The sequence below is a fragment of the Aneurinibacillus terranovensis DSM 18919 genome, from assembly GCF_000430625.1.
Lineage (GTDB): Bacteria > Bacillota > Bacilli > Aneurinibacillales > Aneurinibacillaceae > Aneurinibacillus_B > Aneurinibacillus_B terranovensis.
In genome coordinates, this window is record NZ_AUMJ01000060.1 from 1 (window position 1) to 21,161 (window position 21,161).

Annotated in this window: 27 protein-coding genes; 20 read left to right on the plus strand and 7 right to left on the minus strand. The window is 44.5% G+C overall.

Going from position 1 to position 21,161, the window contains the following annotated elements; translation table 11 throughout:
- Window positions 1-218 precede the first annotated feature (218 nt).
- The 7 genes from H525_RS0111400 to H525_RS23725 all read left to right on the plus strand — a co-directional run bounded on the left by H525_RS0111400 (window position 219) and on the right by H525_RS23725 (window position 6,593).
- Complete coding sequence (locus H525_RS0111400) at window positions 219-1,595, plus strand: sigma-54 interaction domain-containing protein (protein WP_051330984.1); 1,377 nt, start codon at window positions 219-221, stop codon at window positions 1,593-1,595.
- 35 nt (window positions 1,596-1,630) lie between these two features.
- Window positions 1,631-1,780 (plus strand): YycC family protein, encoded by a 150-nt coding sequence (locus tag H525_RS26300; RefSeq protein WP_081413359.1) that lies wholly within the window; start codon window positions 1,631-1,633, stop codon window positions 1,778-1,780.
- A gap of 197 nt (window positions 1,781-1,977) precedes the next feature.
- A complete protein-coding gene (locus H525_RS0111410) occupies window positions 1,978-2,565 on the plus strand; it encodes a TetR/AcrR family transcriptional regulator (RefSeq protein WP_027416331.1) in 588 nt (195 codons plus the stop codon).
- 125 nt (window positions 2,566-2,690) lie between these two features.
- Window positions 2,691-3,335 (plus strand): HlyD family secretion protein, encoded by a 645-nt coding sequence (locus H525_RS0111415; protein WP_051330980.1) that lies wholly within the window; start codon window positions 2,691-2,693, stop codon window positions 3,333-3,335.
- Window positions 3,336-3,347: 12 nt separating this feature from the next.
- On the plus strand, window positions 3,348-4,895 hold the full coding sequence (locus H525_RS0111420; RefSeq protein ID WP_035100782.1) for a DHA2 family efflux MFS transporter permease subunit: 1,548 nt from the start codon (window positions 3,348-3,350) through the stop codon (window positions 4,893-4,895).
- Between the two features lie 25 nt (window positions 4,896-4,920).
- Window positions 4,921-6,069, plus strand: a complete 1,149-nt coding sequence (locus tag H525_RS0111425) for an HlyD family secretion protein (RefSeq protein ID WP_051330981.1) — start codon at window positions 4,921-4,923, stop codon at window positions 6,067-6,069.
- Between the two features lie 41 nt (window positions 6,070-6,110).
- Complete coding sequence (locus tag H525_RS23725) at window positions 6,111-6,593, plus strand: L,D-transpeptidase (RefSeq protein ID WP_051330982.1); 483 nt, start codon at window positions 6,111-6,113, stop codon at window positions 6,591-6,593.
- A 13-nt stretch (window positions 6,594-6,606) separates the two neighbouring features.
- On the opposite strand, the gene H525_RS0111435 is transcribed toward H525_RS23725, so the two are convergent.
- Window positions 6,607-7,605 (minus strand): M23 family metallopeptidase, encoded by a 999-nt coding sequence (locus H525_RS0111435; RefSeq protein ID WP_027416335.1) that lies wholly within the window; start codon window positions 7,603-7,605, stop codon window positions 6,607-6,609.
- A 194-nt stretch (window positions 7,606-7,799) separates the two neighbouring features.
- Between H525_RS0111435 and lipA the strand changes: the two genes are divergently transcribed.
- Entirely contained in the window at window positions 7,800-8,666 is an 867-nt protein-coding gene (gene lipA, locus H525_RS0111440; protein WP_027416336.1) for a lipoyl synthase, read from the plus strand.
- A 97-nt stretch (window positions 8,667-8,763) separates the two neighbouring features.
- Here the strand turns inward: lipA and H525_RS28170 are convergent, their stop codons facing one another.
- Window positions 8,764-9,765, minus strand: a complete 1,002-nt coding sequence (locus H525_RS28170) for a YhcN/YlaJ family sporulation lipoprotein (RefSeq protein WP_211237000.1) — start codon at window positions 9,763-9,765, stop codon at window positions 8,764-8,766.
- A 147-nt stretch (window positions 9,766-9,912) separates the two neighbouring features.
- On the opposite strand from H525_RS28170, the gene H525_RS26310 reads away from it, so the two are divergent.
- On the plus strand, window positions 9,913-10,362 hold the full coding sequence (locus H525_RS26310; RefSeq protein ID WP_081413361.1) for a YutD family protein: 450 nt from the start codon (window positions 9,913-9,915) through the stop codon (window positions 10,360-10,362).
- Window positions 10,363-10,422: 60 nt separating this feature from the next.
- Here H525_RS26310 and H525_RS0111455 read toward each other — a convergent pair whose 3' ends face one another.
- Window positions 10,423-10,698, minus strand: coding sequence for a DUF3055 domain-containing protein (locus H525_RS0111455; RefSeq protein ID WP_027416337.1), 276 nt, complete (start codon window positions 10,696-10,698; stop codon window positions 10,423-10,425).
- A gap of 285 nt (window positions 10,699-10,983) precedes the next feature.
- Here H525_RS0111455 and H525_RS0111465 point away from each other — a divergent pair, with 285 nt between their 5' ends.
- The 3 genes from H525_RS0111465 to H525_RS0111475 all read left to right on the plus strand — a co-directional run bounded on the left by H525_RS0111465 (window position 10,984) and on the right by H525_RS0111475 (window position 13,042).
- Window positions 10,984-11,409, plus strand: a complete 426-nt coding sequence (locus H525_RS0111465) for a DUF86 domain-containing protein (protein ID WP_027416338.1) — start codon at window positions 10,984-10,986, stop codon at window positions 11,407-11,409.
- A 99-nt stretch (window positions 11,410-11,508) separates the two neighbouring features.
- A complete protein-coding gene (locus tag H525_RS0111470) occupies window positions 11,509-12,156 on the plus strand; it encodes a helix-turn-helix transcriptional regulator (protein WP_027416339.1) in 648 nt (215 codons plus the stop codon).
- 85 nt (window positions 12,157-12,241) lie between these two features.
- Entirely contained in the window at window positions 12,242-13,042 is an 801-nt protein-coding gene (locus tag H525_RS0111475) for a TIGR01457 family HAD-type hydrolase (protein WP_027416340.1), read from the plus strand.
- Window positions 13,043-13,077: 35 nt separating this feature from the next.
- Here the strand turns inward: H525_RS0111475 and H525_RS0111480 are convergent, their stop codons facing one another.
- Window positions 13,078-13,575: a phosphatidylglycerophosphatase A family protein gene (locus tag H525_RS0111480; RefSeq protein ID WP_035100797.1), complete on the minus strand. Its 498-nt coding sequence runs from the start codon at window positions 13,573-13,575 to the stop codon at window positions 13,078-13,080.
- Window positions 13,576-13,634: 59 nt separating this feature from the next.
- Window positions 13,635-14,420 carry an SDR family oxidoreductase gene (locus H525_RS0111485; RefSeq protein ID WP_035100800.1) on the minus strand — a complete coding sequence of 262 codons (786 nt, stop codon included), beginning with the start codon at window positions 14,418-14,420 and terminating at the stop codon, window positions 13,635-13,637.
- Window positions 14,421-14,520: 100 nt separating this feature from the next.
- Here H525_RS0111485 and H525_RS28990 point away from each other — a divergent pair, with 100 nt between their 5' ends.
- A complete protein-coding gene (locus tag H525_RS28990) occupies window positions 14,521-15,027 on the plus strand; it encodes an NUDIX domain-containing protein (RefSeq protein ID WP_035100785.1) in 507 nt (168 codons plus the stop codon).
- A 56-nt stretch (window positions 15,028-15,083) separates the two neighbouring features.
- Here the strand turns inward: H525_RS28990 and H525_RS0111495 are convergent, their stop codons facing one another.
- A complete protein-coding gene (locus H525_RS0111495; RefSeq protein ID WP_027416343.1) occupies window positions 15,084-15,311 on the minus strand; it encodes a NifU family protein in 228 nt (75 codons plus the stop codon).
- A 233-nt stretch (window positions 15,312-15,544) separates the two neighbouring features.
- Here H525_RS0111495 and H525_RS0111500 point away from each other — a divergent pair, with 233 nt between their 5' ends.
- The 4 genes from H525_RS0111500 to H525_RS0111515 are packed head-to-tail and all read left to right on the plus strand — an operon-like array spanning window position 15,545 to window position 18,211.
- Window positions 15,545-16,468: a PLP-dependent cysteine synthase family protein gene (locus tag H525_RS0111500; protein ID WP_027416344.1), complete on the plus strand. Its 924-nt coding sequence runs from the start codon at window positions 15,545-15,547 to the stop codon at window positions 16,466-16,468.
- Between the two features lie 3 nt (window positions 16,469-16,471).
- A complete protein-coding gene (locus H525_RS0111505; RefSeq protein WP_027416345.1) occupies window positions 16,472-17,605 on the plus strand; it encodes a bifunctional cystathionine gamma-lyase/homocysteine desulfhydrase in 1,134 nt (377 codons plus the stop codon).
- Window positions 17,606-17,620: 15 nt separating this feature from the next.
- On the plus strand, window positions 17,621-17,929 hold the full coding sequence (locus tag H525_RS0111510) for a YuzD family protein (RefSeq protein ID WP_342664286.1): 309 nt from the start codon (window positions 17,621-17,623) through the stop codon (window positions 17,927-17,929).
- Between the two features lie 18 nt (window positions 17,930-17,947).
- Window positions 17,948-18,211 (plus strand): YuzB family protein, encoded by a 264-nt coding sequence (locus H525_RS0111515; protein WP_027416347.1) that lies wholly within the window; start codon window positions 17,948-17,950, stop codon window positions 18,209-18,211.
- A 245-nt stretch (window positions 18,212-18,456) separates the two neighbouring features.
- Here H525_RS0111515 and mqnE read toward each other — a convergent pair whose 3' ends face one another.
- Window positions 18,457-19,551 carry an aminofutalosine synthase MqnE gene (gene mqnE, locus H525_RS0111520; protein ID WP_027416348.1) on the minus strand — a complete coding sequence of 365 codons (1,095 nt, stop codon included), beginning with the start codon at window positions 19,549-19,551 and terminating at the stop codon, window positions 18,457-18,459.
- 394 nt (window positions 19,552-19,945) lie between these two features.
- Here mqnE and erpA point away from each other — a divergent pair, with 394 nt between their 5' ends.
- From erpA to H525_RS0111535, 3 genes are all read left to right on the plus strand, one after another.
- Window positions 19,946-20,299: an iron-sulfur cluster insertion protein ErpA gene (erpA, locus tag H525_RS0111525; RefSeq protein ID WP_027416349.1), complete on the plus strand. Its 354-nt coding sequence runs from the start codon at window positions 19,946-19,948 to the stop codon at window positions 20,297-20,299.
- A 223-nt stretch (window positions 20,300-20,522) separates the two neighbouring features.
- Complete coding sequence (locus tag H525_RS0111530; protein ID WP_027416350.1) at window positions 20,523-20,915, plus strand: DUF1540 domain-containing protein; 393 nt, start codon at window positions 20,523-20,525, stop codon at window positions 20,913-20,915.
- A complete protein-coding gene (locus tag H525_RS0111535) occupies window positions 20,905-21,156 on the plus strand; it encodes a helix-turn-helix transcriptional regulator (RefSeq protein WP_027416351.1) in 252 nt (83 codons plus the stop codon). Before H525_RS0111530 ends, H525_RS0111535 begins: the two co-directional genes overlap by 11 nt.
- Window positions 21,157-21,161 lie beyond the last annotated feature (5 nt).

Sequence of the window (21,161 nt, forward strand, 5' to 3'; positions counted from 1 at the left end):
CAGTAGAGCGGACTACCCAAGAATCTCGTGGCTTTAGCCATGAGAGGTTCAATCACAGGAAAAGTCCGGTTTGAGAAACAAAATGGGGAAATCCGGGTGACTTCGGTACCATACAACCGGACAGCTTTTTCCTTTAGTTTGAAAAAAATGCTATCCGAAAGAGGTGGGATTGTTTGCGGATAGAGAATGAAAGCGAAAAATTAAAAAATCTGCTAAAGATGTACGCCTATATTTTAAACGAAATAAACGAGGGCGTTCACGCTGTGGACGAGCACGGCGTATCGATTGTTTATAATCGGAAGATGATGGAGATTGAATCGATGGAGGATGAAGACGTCCTGCATAAAAACCTGCTTGAGGTTTTTCAATTTATGAGAGAAGAGGACAGTACGCTCCTGCAGGCTTTGCGCGAGCGAAAGACAACGAAAAATGTGAAGCAAACATACTTTAACGATAAAGGAAAAGAAATTACCACGGTGAACCACACGTTTCCCATTATAGAAAACGGGGAGATTCTCGGGGCGATTGAAATTGCGAATGATATTACGAAAATGGAACATATGATGCGCGAGAATATCCTGAAGAAAGGGGACACGCGCTATACGTTCGACAGCATCATCGGGGATAGTTCGGCCGTTCAGGAGGTTATTGAAAGTGGACGGCGGGCGTCGAGAACGAATTCATCGGTGCTCATCATCGGGGAGACGGGCACAGGCAAAGAGCTGTTTGCCCAGAGCATTCATAATGACAGCGTGCGGGTCGGGGGCCCGTTTATTTCGCAAAATTGTGCGGCACTCCCTGAAACGCTTATTGAAAGCCTGCTGTTTGGTACAAGCCGCGGGGCTTTTACCGGCGCTGTGGAACGTCCGGGATTGTTTGAGGCAGCCAAAGGGGGAACCCTCCTTCTCGATGAAATTAACTCGCTGGAACCCTCGCTCCAAGCCAAATTACTGCGGGCCATTCAGGAACGCAAAATTAAACGGATTGGCAGCACGCAGGACATTAGTATTGATGTGCGAATTATAGCGACCATTAATGAAGACCCAGTGGAAGCGATAACGGGAAACCGGCTCCGCAAAGATTTGTATTACCGGTTAAGCGTAGTTACTTTGTTTATCCCGCCGCTGCGTGAGCGAAAAGAAGACATTCCGATTCTCGTCCGCCATTTTATTCAAAAGTACAACCGCTTGTTTCAGATGAACGTAAAAGGGGTGGACGAGGAAGTGCTCCAATTTTTTACCCGGTATGAATGGCCGGGCAATGTGAGGGAGTTGGAACATGTCATTGAAGGGGCGATGAATTTCATCTCAAATGAAGATGTCATAGCCTATTCGCATTTGCCCTTTACCATTCGCCGGAAATCCCCGCTCCAACCGAATACTTTCGCTCCCTCGGCAGCCCCTGTCTATATGCATATCGGAGACGACGGGGGAGACGGTGATTTAAAAAGCAGAGTAGAGGCTTTTGAAAGGCATTACATTAGAGAAGTCATTCAAAAACATAAAGGCAACATCTCACGCGCGGCTAAAGAGATGGGTGTGAGCCGCCAAAGCCTCCAGTATCGGATGCGCAAATATGATATATCCTTGCAGTGAGTTTGTTATAATGGAGAAAGGGAGGTTGAAGGACAATGAGACCGCTTCCGATTTCTGCGGAAACAGCCGTTAAGCTCGCCGAGAAATTAAATATTCCGATTGAGGAATTAATGCATATGCCCCAGCACATTTTAATGAAAAAATTGATGGAGGCAGGCGAAGTCGAAAAAAAAGAAGAAAAATAAAGGTGTCCCGCCATGTTTAAAAAAGAAAATGGGGGGAATAATAATGGTTAGTTGCATTAGCAATTGTTTCTCCCTCTTTTCTCCCCCTATTGGGCCACCGTTTGTAAAACGGTGGTTATTTTTTTGCTTGACAAAACATGCCGGACAAGATAAATTCGAAGCAAGTGAACACTTGCTTTATGATAGGAAGCGATAGAATGGATTGTAATCCCAATGATACCGACGATAAAATTCTGCTAGCTACGATTACGTTAATGACGAAAAAAGGTATAAAGGCGACGACAACACGTGCGATTGCGGTAGAAGCAGGAGTTAATGAAGTTACGCTGTTCCGCCATTTTGGAAATAAGGCAGGTTTGATGAAAGCAGCGGTTGAAAAATTCTCCAACGTTCCAAGCATGACCAAAGCGTTTAAAGAAAAAATTACCTGGGATTTAGAGAAAGATTTACTTGCCTTTTGCGAAGCGTACCATGATGTCCTGACGATCAATCAGGATGTCATTATTATAAGTTTTAAAGAAGTGGATGTTCTTCCGGAGCTTGAGCAGGAAATCGCTAAAATACCGCGTCAATTAAAGATTCTCCTGGTTGAATACTTTAATGCTATGCAGGAGAAAGGCAAGATGATAAGTACAAATACAGAGGCTCAGGCAATGAACTTTATCTGGATGAATTTTGGTTTTTTTATCTCCCGAGCCCGTTTCGGTGACAATGTCACTGAATTAACTTCGGATGAAATGATTAAAAACTGTGTTCAGCTTTTTGCCAGGGGGTTAACCCCCTAGGTTTTTTTTAAAAGTTATGCAAGCAGGTACTTACTTATATAGTAAAAGGAGGGGGGAGAGGTTGGGGAATTTGAAAGCATGGGAAATTCATTATTAATTATCAACAGAAAAAAAGGTGAGTAGAAGTGGACAAAAAGAAAGCAGCGCGCATTTTTATTGGAGGTATTATTGTCGCAGTTATTGGAGTTGTAGGCTACTATGCGTACGAAGGTTATTATTACGTAAAAACGGATGATGCGATGGTCACGGGTGATATATATAAAATTGCGCCCAAAATTTCCGGTAAAATTTCCAAAGTGGATATTGAGGAAGGCCAGCAGGTAAAAGCAAATCAAATCGTGATGGAGCAGGAACAGCTCGGTGTTAACACGGTGGACAGCGCGTTTATCCGCTCTCCGATTTCCGGCGTGATTATTCAGGAAATAGCGAAAAGCGGGGAAGTAGTCGGAGCAGGGTCGACCGTTGCGATGGTTGTATCAAAGAAAGATTTGTATGTGACGGCGAATGTAGAGGAAACAAATGCCGCATCTGTTAAAGTTGGCCAGCCGGTCGATATTACAGTGGATATGTATCCCGGAACCGTTTTTCACGGAAGGGTAAAAGAAATTGAGGAAGCGACCCAATCCACCTTTTCCCTGCTTCCGCCAACAAATGCAGGAGGCAATTTTACCAAGGTTACGCAGCGTATTCCTATTAAAATTGCGTTCACAGATGGACCGTATGACTTTAGGCCGGGCCTGAGCGCCATTGTTAAAATTCATGTGAAATAGGATGTGTTAACGATGAGAACTTCATTTTGGCCCGCATTATTTGCGATTGTTATTGGAACGTTCATGGCCATCCTTGACACGAGTATCGTTAACGTGGCTCTGCCAAAAATGATGAATGTTTTTGGGGTTTCAACGGATGATATTCAATGGGTTCTAACCGGTTATACGCTGGTGATGGCGTCCGTGATTCCGCTGACAGGGTATCTGGGAGACCGCTTTGGAATGAAACGAATGTATCTGATTTCCTTTATTTTATTTACCCTTGGGTCCCTTTTGTGCGGACTTGCGTGGAGCAACAGTAGTATGATTTTTGCCCGGGTCATTCAGGCGCTTGGCGGCGGAATGCTCATGCCAATCGGCCAGGCTCTTATCTACCACGAAGTGCCGAGGGAAAAAATGGGCCCGGCAATGGGAGTGTTCGGTATTTCTGCTATGGTAGCGCCCGCGGTCGGGCCGACTCTGAGCGGATATATCGTTGAAAATCTTGACTGGCACTTTATTTTTACGATTAATGTTCCCGTTGGACTGATTGGTATTTTACTCGCCTGGACGTTTTTAAGGGAGACGGAGCGGAAAGAGAAGATTCAGTTTGATTTTCCCGGATTTATTTATTCTACAGTTATGCTGACTACTTTCCTGCTTGCCGTTGCGAAAGGCGAGGACAAAGGATGGACTTCTTTTTACATTGTTTCTTTATTTATGGTTTCCGTTGTGAGTTTATCTTTATTTATTTATCGTGAATTAACAACGGATCATCCACTGCTTGATATACGTCTATTTGTTCTTTCAGATTTTACATACGGGCTGCTTGTCAACAGTTTAATGATGATTGGCATGTTTGGGGTGGTTTTCCTCATCCCGATTTACGCGGAATCTCTTCTCGGCCTCACAGCAATGAAGACGGGGATTATGATGCTGCCGCAGACGATTACTCAGGCAGTGGTAACATTTGTTACATCTGCCATTCTTATGCCAAAGGTAGGCGGCAAGATTCTCATTATTGTCGGATTATGTATCGCTGCAATTAACAGCTATTATTTATTGCAACTCGATGAGAATACTTCGTATCAACATATTCAATTTTTACTCGCGATACGCGGGTTTGGGCTGGGTTTCTGTATGATGACCTCCATGCAGCTTCCCCTGCAAAATATTGAAACCGCACGTACGGGTGCGGCTTCGGCTTTGTTAAATACCGCACGGCAGATTGCCACTTCGATAGGTGTGGCGGTGTTAACGTCCGTGTTTAGCACACAGGGGACCGTTCATGCTGTCCGCTATGCAGAAACAGTCACCGGAGATAACCCGGCGGTTGCTGCCTATCTTGCCAATTCCCAGCGGATGTATGCGGGCCTGGGATTGAGCAATGATAGCGCATATGGAGCGGCTCTTACCTCCATTCTCGGAATGGTAAAAAAGTATGCCACGATACAAGCGTTAGATGATGCGTTGTTAGTGTGTTCGCTCTTTATCGTAGCTGCCATTCCGCTGACGCTTTTAATTAAGGAAAACCGCAGGGCGGCTGCAAAGGAAAACACGCACGTCGTTGCGGAGATGTAAACACAAAAACAGGTGGGGAAAACGGATGATAAAGCGTAGATATTTTTTGTTGGGTGTTGCTCTGGTGCTTGGTCTTACCGGATGCGGCGGAGTAAAGCCGGCCAGTCTGGCTGTGCAGGCCGGACAGAAAACGGCGGGATCGTCCCCCGCTCAGGGGGATGTTATTACTTATTCCGGAAAATTGGCAGGGGTTGTCGAAACGAACATTTTTGCAAAAACTTCCGGACGTGTAGCCAGGGTCTATAAAGATGTAGGGGATTTTATTCATGCAGGCGATGTGCTTGTTTCCCTTGAAACTACGGATTTAAACGCCAATCTTCAAAGCGCGAATGCGGATCTGGCACTGGCGGAAGCGAAATATCAAGAGGTGAAAAACGGCTCAAGGCAGGAGGATATCCGCTCGGCGCAGGCGGCTTATGAGCAGGCGTATCAAAAATACCTCGACACGAAAAAAGGAAAGCGACCGGAGGAAATCGCCAAGCTTAAGGCATCTCTTCAAGGGGCCCAAACGAACTACGAAACAGCAAAAGTTATAGTTGATCGGCAAAAGGCGTTATATAGCCAGGGTGCCGCCTCCAAGCAGTCGCTGGATGATGCGGAAGTCGCATTCCGCCAAGCCGAGTCTCAATATGTGAATGCAAAAAACGATTTGATTCTCGCCATCAAAGGACCTACACAGGAAACATTGAATTCTTTGAAAGCAAATGCAGACCAGATGAAAGCTCTGCTTGATAAGGCCAAAGACGGTTCGACTCCGGAATCCATTGCCCAGTCTGCGGCTAGTGTAACCAAAGCCCGGGCGATCGTTAGTTTAAACGAATATAATTTGCAGAACGGAATTATCAAAAGCCCATTATCAGGGTATGTTGCCGTAAAAAATACGAATGCCGGCGAGATGGTTAGCCCTTCTGCGCCTCTTATGACGGTTGTTGACCTGGACCAAATGTATCTATCGATCAGTGTACCGGAAAGTGAACTAAAGCTGATGCAGACAGGAAAGGAAGTGAAGGTACAGGTCGATGCCCTCGGCAAAACGCTGAAAGGCAAAATCAGCATGGTAAGCCCCAAAGCGGATAGCGGCACAGACAAGTTTACTGTAAAAATTCTAATCGATAATAAAAACCATGAATTGCGGTCAGGAATGACCGGGATTGTCGTAGTCTCTCAATCATAAAGTTAATAAAAGGCTGCCATACTATAAAACAGGTGATGTTTATGAAGAATGGCAGTCTTTTACTACTTTTGTCTATGATTCTATGCCTCATGACTTTTCTCACGGTTATCCCCGTTACATGCCAGGCCATGGAAGATGAGATGTATCTACAAATTAATAAACAGCAAAACAGGCTCACCGTTTATGTCAATGATACGCCCGTTTACAAATTTCCTGTTGCTACCGGAAAAACTGTGGAGCTTACTCCTGTAGGCGAATACAAAATCGTTACACGCGTGAAAAATCCATGGTATTTACCGCAGGATATTCCGGGCGGCGATAAGAGAAACCCGCTCGGCACCCGGTGGATGGGTTTGAATGTTCCCGGGACGAACGGGTATAAATATGGAATCCATGGCACAAACAATGAGCGTTCGATTGGCTACGCTGCTAGTTCTGGCTGTATCCGAATGCACAATGAAGATGTAGAATGGTTATTTCGCCATGTACAGCTGCAAACGAAAGTGGTAATTGTAGAAAAATAGCGGTTTTCCACCGCTATTTTCTTTTTTTATGAGAAGTTCTTTTCTTTTTCTCTGCCCATTCCCATTTCTTTAAAGACGGATAAGGATCATAGGACCACTCCTGTTTTCCGTTATCTTTATACATTCCATAATGGAGGTGTGGAGGGAATTTGCCTGCGGTCCCTGGTTTTCCATACCCTGAACTTCCTACGTAGCCGATCACATCACCCGGCTTTACGATATCGCCAATCTTGAATTTTTTATTAAATCCGTTTAGATGGCCGTAGTAATGGTAAATATTATCAAGGTCGCGGATGCCGATTCGCCAGCCGCCATACACGTTCCAGCCCATTATTTCAATGACACCGTAACGTGTGGCGCGGACAGGGGTACCATAGGAGGCAAATATATCAGTGCCTTCATGAATTCTTCTGCCGCCCCAGCCACGGGGGTCACCCCACGTACTGCGATAGCTGTAATTATAATGGAGGGGTATGGGAAAGGCGCTCCCTGTTAAGTTTAATGTGTTAAAATGGTGATATACCGAAGCGAACTCGGAGATAATGTCCACGTTTTTTTCACGCCCGTAATAATTCCATAAGGCAATGTGAATATCATCTTCCGTATAGCCGTAACCAGCAAGAAAACAAGCCATTGTGTAAATGGCGTCGAGTTGATTATTGGAATCGGCTTTTCCATCACCATCGCCGTCTTTGCCAATTCCACCAAAAAATTCAATGCTCTGTGGATTGGTATCTTCACTATTCGGATTTAACATTCCTGCCCATACTGCAGGGGAAAAGGAAATTCCGACCTGTTTATTGATATTGCTTTCATATCTCTCAACTGCTGCTAAATAATACCATGGGATTCCGGTAATCGTCTGCATATGTTGAAAAAGCAACAACTTTTCTTTGTTTGCTTTTTCGAATGAAGACGTATCGCTGGCTTTAGACGCAGCGAAAGTTTGTGGAGAATAGGTAATGGTACATACGCAAAGTATAAAGACGGTAAGTAGGGCTCTCATCCGCATAGTTACTCCTCCGTTTTAAAAATCTTTACGTATAGTTTGCGCTAATTACCACGGATGCATGAAGTTAGATTCTTCCACCACACCACAGTGTTTTTTCGGTAGGAACCGATTTCACCGGTGTCGCTCATTGCTTTCGGCTAAAAGCTTTTTTACAATAAAGAAATAGATGATAAAGAAATGGAGTGATGGGCAGCATGACAGAACGCAAACCGGAATGGTTAAAAATCAAATTAAATACAGGTGAGAATTTTAAAGACCTTAAGAAGATGATGCGCGGGAAGACTCTGCATACTGTTTGTGAAGAGGCTCGCTGCCCTAACATATATGAATGCTGGGCGAATCGAACAGCGACATTTATGATTTTAGGGGATTTATGCACCCGGGCATGCCGTTTTTGTGCTGTAAAAACGGGATTGCCTACAGAACTTGATTTAGCCGAACCTGAGCGGGTAGCAGAAGCGACTGAGCGGATGGGATTGAAGCATGTGGTTGTAACTTCGGTTGCACGTGATGATTTAACGGATGGCGGAGCTTCCATTTTTGCGGAAACCATCAAAGCGATTCGTAAGCGAGTGCCGCTTTGCGGTGTGGAAGTACTGATTCCTGATTTCTTGGGGAACTGGGATTCACTTAAAATTGTGATGGATGCAAAACCCGATATTTTGAACCATAATATTGAAACGGTGGAACGTTTATCTGATCGGGTTCGCTCTAAAGCGAAATACGACCGCACGCTCGCACTGCTTTCTCAGGCCAAGACCATGCAGCCTTCCATACCGACAAAATCAAGCATTATGATTGGCGTGGGAGAGACAACAGAGGAAATTGTTGCAACGATGGATGATCTGCGTCGTGCGAATGTTGATATTTTAACAATTGGGCAGTATTTACAGCCAACACCCAAGCATTTGAAAGTAGCGAAGTTTTACCATCCTGACGAGTTTTCATGGCTTAAAGAGGAAGGAATGAAGCGGGGATTTAAACATGTGGAATCCGGTCCGCTTGTACGCAGTTCTTACCATGCTCATGAGCAGGTGGAATCCGCAGTCGGCCATGCGTAAAAAGAAGGAGGAAGCCCCGTTTCTTTACAGAAACAGGGCTTTTTGCTTTAACGCTTAGAGAACGGATTGCTAATAGTTATACATGCCGCAAATACCATTACCGGCTGCTGCTTGGTTGGTTCGTTGCCGATTTCGTGCAGAGGAAGTCCTGAGGACGGGTGGTGAAGCCAATCATTTTCTCGAACTGGGCGTCTGTCGCGTTGCTGAAAGTATTGGCATTTTGGGCGATTAAGTTTGACTTGTTGACGTCGTTCGTACTGTATACTTTGTAGTAGCGCGGACAGATGTTCTCAGCAGCCATGTGAACTTTTTGCAGACAGGAACGGGAAGCAGCCGGACTGGCACCGGCGGTATTACAGCCGACAAACGCTTGGTTATCGCCTGTAAGAACGGTCACTCCATTACAGCCTGGAATATTACTGGCAACGCTTGCTATCGCATTGGCTAACTGTTGACGGTCAACGTATACGTTTTGGGCTGCCGTAGTTGACATTCCCTGAACGGAAGTACCAGTGCTTTGAGTAGTTGTGCGGTTATTCGTTTTGCCTGCGGTATTTCCAACTCGAGTAAATCCAATTATTGGTTTGCTTGTTGTACCAGTTAGGTTGGCAGCAATGTTTGTACCACCAGTCTGTGCTTTATAAATGGAGTATCCATTGGTTGTCGTGCCGGCATTAGTAAAGCCCTGATTAGTAAACATGTTGTTGCGCGTGTCATACGTACCATAACGCCCCGGAGTACCACTCAGAATATTACCTCGGGTGTCTGTGTCGTATCGTCCTGCAGCAGTACCGTACGTATTTGTGCCATAGCCTGGAGTGCCGGTGCCATAGCCAGTAGTGGTGCCGGTACGGTAGCCGGTGCCGTAGCCATAACCGGTAGTACCGTAGTATCCGGTAGTACCTGTGCCGTATCCTGTGGTGCCTGTACCATAGCCGGTAGTTCTAGTGCCGTAACCGGTCGTTCCGGTTGTCGTTCCGTGTGTATTCGTTCCCGTCGTACCGACTCCGGTACGAGGTGCGCCTACATTGTTTGTTCTTGTTCCAGGATTTGCGGGACTACAAGCGGCAAGTGACGCGGCAAGGGCAGCTGCAGACAATACTGATATAATTTTTTTCATTGTTCCACCTCCTACAATGTAGGCTAACCAGAGTCGGGAAATACTTTTCGTGGCAAATTTGTGCGGATTCCCGAAAAATGTGGTAAAATAAATGCGGCATACCTTGCGTTTTAAGGAGGGCTCGAAGTGATACGGATCCAAGGAAACGTCTATGAGCTGATTGAGGAAAATAAAAATGGTTTTAAACTGGAAGCCGTTAAAGAACGTTACAGTGATATTCTTAATAAATTTGACTATCTGGTAGGCGACTGGGGATACGGCCAACTTCGATTAAAAGGCTTGTTTGAAGACACAAACCGGAAAGCTCCTTACGATTCACGCCTTAGTTTTCTCGATGAATATCTGTTGGAATATTGCAATTTTGGCTGTGCTTATTTTGTGTTGAAGAAAAGTAAAGAACCGGGCCAATCCAATGTAGAGGAAACCGATGTCGTCGAGCCCGAGGATCACGAGAATGAGTCCAGAAAAGCGGAAAAAGCGGAGGGACATTTTACGCAGGATACGAGGGATCCGAAACGGCGGGAGCGACGCAGACAGCGGCCGCGCAGAAAAAATAAAGAAACGCAGGAAGTATAAGCTTCGGTCATGATAAAAACAGCCTTAATAAAGGCTGTTTTTTGGTCTGATGCGAAGCGTTTATATACTGACATAAAGAAATTCGCGAAGTTCTCTGGCTTCTTCTTCTTTCATATTGAACACTTCTTCCAAATAACCGGGTTCATCTAGGTCTTTTTGCCCGAGAATGGCCATCCGGCTGGTTTGGATATTTAACACAATGCTTTTTCCGTAGAAATTTCCTGTTTTTATAATGGCCACATCGTGGCGGCCAACCTCACCCATAAAGCTTACATAACGAATTTTCGTTTCTTCGGAATGGTCATATAAAAACATTAACTCTTCATGTTCCTGCATGGCAATCACCCTGCTCCTTTTAGTACTTTTCGAACTATAATCATTGTAACATATATAAAAAAGCCTCGTTGTGCTGTGTATGCTCTAATTTTTTATTCATGTTAACCGTGTTGCAGTCATGGTATACTGTAACGAGATAATCATCGCAGAGGTGATGGAAAAGTGAGTAAAATGAACATGATGGATATTATGCAGGGAGTTACCATTCTAGTCGCCCTTGTTTTAACTTTTGCGGTAACGATCACATATACTAAATTTAAGAAAAAAAAACCATAGGAGAAAAAGATGTATCAGGTAAATGTTTCAAAAATAGAAGAAACGCTTTTATTTTTAGAAGAAACACTTCATTCCATCCAGCCCCTGATTAAGGAAAATAAAGTAACCGATAACCCGGTTTATTGCCTCGCTTTGGAGAGAGCGCTTCATATTGCCATTGAATCGATTGCGGATGTAGGAAATCATTTGATTGACGGGTTTATCATGCGCGACCCGGGGAGCTATGAAGATATTGTTGAGATTCTGCGTGATGAGAACGTGATTTCAGATGCGATGTCTCAATCCCTTAAGGGAGTAGTCACGTTTCGCCGGGATCTGATTACTCATTTTATAAGCATCGATGATGCAAAAGTGTTTTGGCTTCTTTACGATTCCTATGCAATGTTGAATCAATTTCCAGTTTGTGTACGTGAGTATCTGAAAAATGAGTTGTAACTCGATAACAATGTTAATATAGTTTTTATATATTTTAATATAAAAATTTACTTACCTTAATAAATCGGGTACAATAGAATGAGGGAAGGTGAGGAAGCGATGAACAAAGACAAATCCTCTACTACGAGAAATCAGATACTGCATATGCTTAAAGTAAAAGGTTCCATGACGGTTGGAGATATGGCAGAAGAGCTGGGAATTACCGAAATGGCTGTACGCCGTCATTTAAATACTCTTGAACGGGACAATCTTATTCAAGCCCGATTGCTGCGGCAGGCGATGGGGCGTCCGACGAATGTGTACTCCCTTTCAGAAGAAGCTGACAAAATTTTTCCGAAGAACTATCACGATTTATCGCTCGAATTATTGAATGATATTCAAGAACTCCAGGGTTCTGAGATGGTGGAAGCGTTATTTAACCGGAGGACGCAGCGATTACAGAATACGTATATGGACATCGTTTCCTCCAACAGCGATTTAGACAGAAAATTAAAGCTTTTAGCCCAGCTGCAAAATGAAAAAGGGTACATGGTCGAAGTAAAGAAGGATGAAGAAACAGGCAAATATTTCTTTGTTGAGTCTAACTGCCCGATTTCTAACGTAGCCAAAGAATACACGTATGCATGTAATTGCGAAAAGACGCTGTTTAAAAAAGTGCTTAACGCCGAAGTTGAGCAGGAAGAATGTATGGCTACAGGTGGAGACAATTGCGTTTATATTATTGAGGAAAAAAGAAGTGAAGAATAAAAGCAACCGGGTATGCGGTTGCTTTTTCATATGTAAGAAATAAGAAATAATAAATACATAATAAATCCGGAGGGTCACGGGAAAGATGGCAGAAAAATCATATAAAGGGTATTTACTCGATTTAGATGGCACCGTTTATAAAGGAAAAACGGCGATTGTCGAAGCGGTGCAATTTATCCGTAAATTAAAGGAGCGAAGTCTCCCGTATTTATACGTAACCAATAATTCGTCCTTAACGCCGGCTCAACTGAAAGAACGCTTGGAAAACATCGGAATAGAAGCAAAGGAGGGTGATTTCTTTACTTCCAGTATGGCTGCCGCGGCTGTCATGAAAAATATGGACAAGCACAAAAACCACACGCAAGCTTCATCAGAAATACGTGTGCTCGCTATCGGCGAAACAGGACTTCACACCGCACTGGCAACAGCAGGGTTTCAAATCGTTAATCAGCCGCCCGCTTCTTATGTAGTCGTCGGCATTGACCGCTCGTTTACGTATGAAAAAATGAAGCATGCAACGCTCGCTATTAACCAGGGGGCAGCGTTTATTTCTACAAACCGTGATCGGGCGGTTCCGACCGAAGAAGGATTGGTGCCGGGAAATGGGGCAATTACCGCATCGATTGCCTGCGCAACAGGGAAGGAGCCCATGTACGTAGGGAAGCCGGAAGCGGCTATCGTAAATCTGGCTCTTGAACGGTTACATTTACAGACGAAGGAAGTGTTACTGATCGGAGATAATTTAGAAACCGACATTGCTGCAGGAGCAAAAAGCGGTATGGACACGCTTCTGGTGTATACCGGATTCAGCCGAAAAGAGGACGTCGAAAAATCAGCGGTAAAGCCAACGTATACAGCGGAACATTTGCTGCAGTGGAATATATAAAGGCAGAAGACCCGGAGAACGGGTCTTTGTTTTCTTTAATCGGCATGAAATTGGCTGTGCGCCAGACGACTGGCCGACGACGCTGCGATAGCGCCCACAATATCGTCAAGGAACGTATGGATTTTTCCACTCTGCTTATCATTTAATTTAGCGAGAATTCCTGGTTTGATTTTATCGATATATCCATAATTTGTAAATCCTATGCTTCCGTATACATTTAGAATAGAGAGAGCGATCACCTCGTCCACACCGTACAATCCTTCATCTGCTTTTACCATTTGCTGCAGTGGTTCCATAAGCATGCCCTGTTCAGCCAGCAAATCAAGCTGCACACCGGTTATAATCGCGTTTTGAACTTCTCTTTTTTTAAGAACCTCATGGATATGCATACGGCATTCTTCCCTGGTAAGTTTCGGGTAGTAATCTTGTTGAAGAAAATAAACGAGTTCTATGATATCATCTACGGTTACGCCGCGCTTTTGCAAAAGCCCCAGAGCAGTACTGTGCAGGTCGCTGTTTCGTACGGCTGTCATCAATTTGCTCATCCGTTTCCGTCCTTTACAGAGGAATTTATGGGACTTTCCCACTTTTGTTACTGTTCCCTGACCTGCCGATATTTATTTAGGACATCTTTGCCACCGGTAACTTCAAGCACAGATCCGGTGATAAAATCCGACGATTCCATGCAAAAAAAGGAAATTGCCCTTGCGATATCTTCTCCTGTCCCCGGGCGCCCTACAGGGTTGTCGGGGTCGTACATGCCATGTACATCGGAAATCTTTTTTTGTTTAGCGTCCCCGATGATATCACCGGGACAAACCATATTCGCTGTAATTCCGTACTCCGCCTCTTCGAGCGAAATGGTGCGGGTCAGCGATACGAGCCCCACTTTCGCGGCTGCGAAAGCTGACCGGTACGCCCACCCGGGAGCGCTCATCGCCTTCTCAAACCCGATAGTAATAATTCGGCCCCATTTATTTTCCCGCATGTGGGGTATTGCCGAACGGCATAAATAAAAAGCGCTGGAAAGATTGCCGTTTATCATCATGTGCCACTCTTCTATACTGTATTCGGTTAATTTTTTGCGTTCTTTTATGTAAGGTCCTGCGTTGAGAATCAGGATATCAAGCGAATTCCAGCGGGAAATTACCGTGTTAACGATATGAGAGGCGTCATCTGGATTGCTTACATCCCCTTTGACCAGGAGGACATCTGCTTTATACTGGGCTGTTAATGTATCACGAAGGTCTTGCGCTTCCTTATCGCTTGAGCGATAATTGATGGCGATCCGAATTCCACGGCTTGCCAGCTCATGGGCAATTTGTACGCCAAGCCCTTTTGCGCTTCCTGTAATAAGAGCAGTCCGACTGTTTTTCAACAAAAACCATCCTTCCTGCTTGGAATGTACTGTTAGGTTTGCTTTAATTGTATTATATAAAAGTTAGTGAAAGATAGTCTGAAAGTGTGGCGAAGGAATAGTGGACTTTTACTGTCATGATAAAAAGGGGTATTTGATTTATCTTACATTTAATCCGGAAAAGTTTTTGCCGGACGCTAAGCATGTGCTCGTATTTGCGTCGCCTGATACAACCGCTGCACGTTCTCCAGGAACACCTTCACAACTGGTTTTAACTCGCCATCGGCGGCGCGGCTGGGAAGTTCCGGGCGGTAAGGTTGAACCAGGGGAAACACCTGAAGCGGCGGCGCGGCGGGAGATGTACGAGGAAACAGGGATAAAACTCAAAAATCTAAAATGGATTGGCCAATATACGATTAGCCCGGGTAAACATGCCGCAGATGTGATTGTGAAAAATATATACCGGGGAAACATTGACGAGTGGTCATCCTTGCCGGAAGGCTTTGAAACGATCGAATCGCGCCTTTTTCCTTTTACGCTGCAGCCGTTTAAAAAAGGTTACAGCGACTTTATTCAGGACAACTTGTTTCCGCTGGTGCGCAATTATTTCCAACAAAAAGCCCCCTAAGCATGGCTTAAAGGGCTTTTTGTAATCTATGTCCATATGTTGACATTCGAAAGTCATTAAAATACTTGTTGAACTTCCGTAATGCCTTCCACTTCTTCAATAAGTGCTCGCTCAATTCCGGCTTTAAGCGTGATTGTTGAACTCGGGCAGCTACCGCAGGCACCATGCAGACGGAGCTTAACAACGCCATCTTCAACATCAACCAATTCGCAATCCCCGCCATCACGTTGGAGGAACGGGCGTAACTTATCTAAAACCTCTTGCACTTCTTCAAATTGTGTCATACATTTTCACCCCTTTTCGATACATACTTATATTATAGTATTCATTTGTTTATAAATCCATGTTTTTAAACCTATCATTAAAGAAAAGGTTATTTTCGCCACGGTATTGGCTAAATGTCCAAGCATTTATTATTATTATAATTTAAATGCAATCGGAATAGTTGTGATTATCACATTTACATTATCTATGATAAAATGGCACTGGGATAATTTTTTTGAAAGGAAGAACCTCAATGAAGGTGTTTAAGAATATTAAGGGATTAATTGGAAATACACCGATTGTGGAAATAACCACGTACGAATTGCCGGAAGGCGTTCGGGTATTTGCCAAGCTCGAATATTTTAATCCGGGTGGAAGTGTTAAAGATAGATTGGGCATCGAATTGATTCGTGATGCGGAAGAACGCGGCGCACTGAAGCCAGGTGGAACCATTATCGAGCCCACCGCTGGTAATACGGGCATCGGATTGGCGCTTGCTGCGGTTGGAACAGGCTATCGCGTGATTTTTGTCGTGCCTGAGAAATTCTCTGTGGAAAAACAGGAAATTATGCGCGCGTTGGGTGCTGAAGTTGTGAACACTCCGACTGAACTCGGAATTAAAGGTGCGATTGCCAAATCCAAAGAACTGGAGAAAGAAATTGAGGGGGCTTTTGTACCTCAGCAGTTTGGCAATCCAGCCAATCCGGCCGCTCATTATAAAACAACGGGGCCTGAGATATGGGAACAGATGGAAGGGAATGTTCATGTTTTTGTGGCGGGCGCCGGGTCCGGTGGAACATTTATGGGAGCCGCCCGTTATTTAAAAGAACAGAATCCCACAATCAAAACGGTTATTGTTGAACCGGTCGGTTCGATTTTAAACGGTGGAGAAGTCGGTCCTCATAAAGCGGAAGGGATTGGCATGGAGTTTCTTCCTGAATTTATGGATCCCTCTTATTTTGATGCGATCTATACGGTAAAGGACGAGGATTCGTTCCGCCTGGTTAAAGAGCTGGCGGCAAAGGAAGGAATGCTTGTTGGCAGTTCTGCGGGTGCCGCCATGTATGCGGGACTGGAAGAAGCGAAAAAAGCCAAACGGGGAACGAACATCGTTATGCTTTTTGCCGACAGCAGTGACCGTTATCTAAGTAAAAAAATTTATCAGGGAGGAATATAAATCATGCGGATGAAAACGAAATTAATTCACGGCGGCGTAGATGGCGATCCAGCAACGGGAGCAGTGACCGTTCCCATCTATCAGGTGAGTACGTACAAACAGGAAGGCATAGGGAAGCATAAAGGATATGAGTATTCGCGTACGGGGAATCCGACCCGCTTTGCGGTAGAACAATATATTGCCGATATCGAAGGCGGTGTGCGCGGGTTCGCATTTGCCTCTGGAATGGCGGCGATATCTTCAGTTGTCATGCTGTTTGATCAGGGTTCACATTTTGTGGTGGGCAATGACGTGTATGGCGGGACATTCCGCGTATTGACGAAGGTGTTTAACCGTTTCGGCATTGAGGCAACATTTGTGGATACGACCGATGTGGAAGCGATAAAAGCTACGGTTAAGCCGAATACCAAAGCAATTATGCTGGAAACGCCGAGTAACCCTCTCCTTACTGTAACAGATATTGAAGCGATTTCACATATCTCCCGTGAACATCATCTGTATCTGATTGTCGATAATACATTTATGACCCCTTATTGGCAGAATCCGCTTGCGCTCGGTGCAGATATTGTGATACACAGCGCAACGAAATACCTCGGGGGTCATAGTGATGTGGTTGCCGGCCTTGTCGTTGTGAAGGATCAAGCATTGGGTGATGAGTTGCATTTCATTCAAAATTCTGTCGGCGGTGTCCTTGGGCCGCAGGATTCCTGGCTTCTTCTTCGCGGAATGAAGACATTGGGAGTAAGAATGGAGGAGCATGAACAAAACGCTGGCCGTTTGGCTGAGTGGCTTGCTCAGCGCAGCGATATTGAACGTGTGTTTTATCCGGGGCTTTCCACTCATCCGGGACACGAAATTGCAGCCAGGCAAGCACGAGGTTTTGGAGGGATGATTTCCTTTGATGTGGGAAGCCTTGAGCGCGCCAATCAAGTTCTTTCCCGGGTGAAATTCTTTACTCTGGCAGAAAGTTTGGGCGCGGTTGAAAGCTTAATCTCCGTGCCGGCACAGATGACCCACGCTTCCATCCCTGCGGAAAGGCGCGCGGAATTAGGTATAACGGATGGTTTGGTTCGCATTTCTGTCGGCATTGAAGACGTAGAAGATTTAATCGAGGACTTAGAGCAAGCGCTCGCCTAAGTGGAGGATCTGTGTATGGTAATTAATGTATTCGGTGCGGAACAATTATGCGCGAGTTGTGTAAACTTACCTTCGGCAAAAGATACGGCCGAATGGCTGCAGGCAGCGTTAGACCGCCGATATGGGCCTCGCATTATCGTTCGGTATGTGGACATTAATGGGGAATTAACCTCTGAAGATGCGGAGTTTGCCAACCGTATTCATGCGGAAGAATTCTGGTATCCGCTTGTCGTATTGAATGGCCAAGTAATAGGGGAAGGAAATCCGAAGCTGAAAGATATTCAACAGGTCATTGAAAGAGAAGGAATACAGGCAATTGTATAATAGAAAGAGGGACTTTTTATGCGCCCTATGGTTGAATTCTGTGTTAGTAATCTCGCCAATGGGACAGACGTGGTAAAGAAAGCATTGGAAGAAGAGAATGAGGTTGACGTATTGGAATACGGCTGCCTCGGAAATTGCGGACAATGCTTTGTCCAACCGTTTGCTCTTGTAGATGGGATCATTGTAGCCGCAGCCACACCAGAAGCGCTGCTGGCGGCTATTAAAGAGCACATTAAGAAAAAGCAGGAAGAAGATAAGGCATGGAGGAAACTGGGGTTTTAGTCGTCTTGTTATCTTAAATTGCGTTTACTGTAGCTAAAAAAGAAACCGGTCGTTCTCCACAAGAGGCGGCGGGTTTCTTTTTTAGGAGAAGTAAGCGGGAAAAAAGCAAAAAATAAGGAAACGGAACATTCCATTGCCCTGCCGAGTCGGATTTTACTTTCGGTCAGGCTCAAGTCCAATGTTTACATTAAAAAATAACCGGTAACCATTAGAAAACAGTGATACCGGATCTTTTTTGATGGATATTAATATTCCTTGATTACATTATAGAACGTATCACGTTCAACCGGTTGTTTACCGGCTCCTTTAATAAGCCAGACGAGTTCATCACGGGTTAGCGCGGATTGTGTGAGGGCGCCTACCGCGTGGCTGATCCGTTCTTCGACAAGTGTGCCGTGAACATCGGATGAGCCGAAGTTTAAGGCCATCTGGGTAAGTTGTGTGCCGATGTTGATCCAGTACGCTTTAATGTGCGGAAAATTGTCCAGCATCAGGCGGCTTATTGCAATTGTTTTCATATCGTCAAAAGCGGAAGTCCGACGTTTAATAGATGCGGTAACTTTTTTGGGTTGAATAGCCAGCGGAATGAATACATAGAAACCATTCGTTTCATCCTGCAGTTCACGGACGCGCAGCATATGTGTCAGGCGGTCTTCCGGCTTTTCAATTGAGCCGTACAGCATCGTGGAATGGGTTTTCATACCCATGTTTTGGGCGATCCGGTGTACGTTAAGCCATTCATCCGTACTCGCTTTTTCCGGGCTCATTTTAAGACGGTATTCTTCTGTAAGAATTTCTGCCCCGCCGCCTGTTAAGGATTCAACGCCAGCTTTGACCAATTCATTAAGCACTTCCTGTACGGTTAACCCGGACAGTTTAGCGAAGAATACAACCTCAGCAGCTGTATAAGATTTAATGGTGACGTGAGGATAATTCTTTTTTAGAGTGCGAACGGTATTAAGATAGTAATCGAAGGGAACGGTATGATTATGCCCTCCAACAATATGAAACTCCTGTAGCTGTGGCGTGTAACGTTTCTCAACATATTCCAGGAGCTGTTCTTCATTCATTGTGTAAGCGCCTTCTTCATCCGGATCCCGGCGGAATCCGCAGAAAGAGCAGTGGGCTTCACATACATTGGTCGGGTTTATGTACAGGTTTTCGATAAAATAAACACGATTCCCGTTCTTTTTTGTATTCACGTAGTTAGCTAATTGGCCGATCGTAAGCAAATCATGGGATTGGTACAGCAGCATACCGTCTTCAAGGGTCAGGCGTTCATTGTTTTCTACTTTTTCAATGACGGGAAGCAGCATCTCATCCTGAACAAACTGTTTCATCAATGTAGTCATTGTTTCTCACCTCTAACTTTTAATTAAACACGCGCAAAACGTTGTACAATGTATCGCGTTCGGTTGGAATACGTCCCACCAACGCACAAATTTACGATTCAGGAAACATACATTCGTATCGTTCAAATGCGTATTTACAATAAAATAGACATTGTCGCCATTTTTTCGTTCACGAACGATATTGGCTAAATGTCCGATTGCGATATTTTTATTATAAATATAATTTTAAAATCGAACAAGGTCAGGAAAAGTCGGTAACTGCTTATCGAATTAGTAAACATTTGTGTATAATAACGTTTGAAATCTTGAGAGAACCAAAGATTTCTAGTATGATAGAAGAGAGGACTTCGATGATGAGTCCTTAAAGGAGGGAATGAATCGAATGATTACGCTCACTGAAAGTGCAAGCAAGAAAGTTCAAGAGCTGATGGCTTCTGAAGATAACAAGAATTTATTCCTGCGAGTCGGTGTAAGACCGGGCGGCTGCAGTGGTTTCTCTTATGGAATGGGTTTTGATGATGAGATAAAAGATGGCGACACAGAGATGGACCAGAACGGCGTCAAGATCGTGGTGGATGGCGAAAGTCAACCGTTTGTTGATGGCGTTATCATTGATTATAAAGAATCCATGATGGGCGGGGGGTTCACCATTGACAACCCGAATGCGATAGCAACTTGCGGCTGCGGGAGCTCGTTTAGAACGAAAGAAAATGCAGGAGCTCCGAGCGAGTGTTAATGTAAAAAACGCGCTTCTTAACGAATTTGCAAGCTTCGTTAAGAAGTGCTTTTTTTTTTGTCATTATTTAAATCGTTTCATTTTGGTATATTTATTTATATCTGCTGATTTTGTCAGCGTTAGCCTGTGAAAGAATCTTGTTTTATTGTACTTTATAATTACTAAAGGGAACGGAAATACTTTAATAATGAAGATAAAACTTTATTATTAAAGGAGTAGCACAATGCCGGAAGTAAAATGTATCGTTGATACTTGTACGCATTATTTATATGGTGACCGTTGCGGCGCAGGGAATATCGACATTATGCATGAAAACGAACAGAAAATGTCTGTAAACCAAGAACAGACGATGTGCAAAACATTTAGTCACGCAAGAAATGTGTTCAGTTATCTTGGATCTGCCGATAATGTAAACTGGGCAGGTACAGTCTTAGGAGCGGTCAACCCGGATTATAAGGTCAGTCCGACTATCGAATGTACCGTGGCCTCCTGCAAATACTGGGGGGAAGGATCTATTTGTATCGCTGAAGCGATCGAGGTTAACGGCGCCAATAGCAATGAATGTCAGGATACGAATTGCATTACCTTTAGTAGGAGGGATGGCCATGCAGTATAAGGTGAAGATAAACGAAATCGATGATGGTACAGATTATCCGATTCTTACTTTGTCCGGATTAACCGGATTAGGCCAGGATACCATTGAGCGTTTGGTACAGGAAGGGAAGTTTCCCGTGCAGGTAAAAGACGGGGTCAAGACGGTTAACGGAAAAAAATTCAGGCAGTGGTCCCATTCTGTTCATGATATGGTTGAAGTGGAGAAAAACGATTATCCGACTATGAAAGTGAACGAACACTAAGTCTG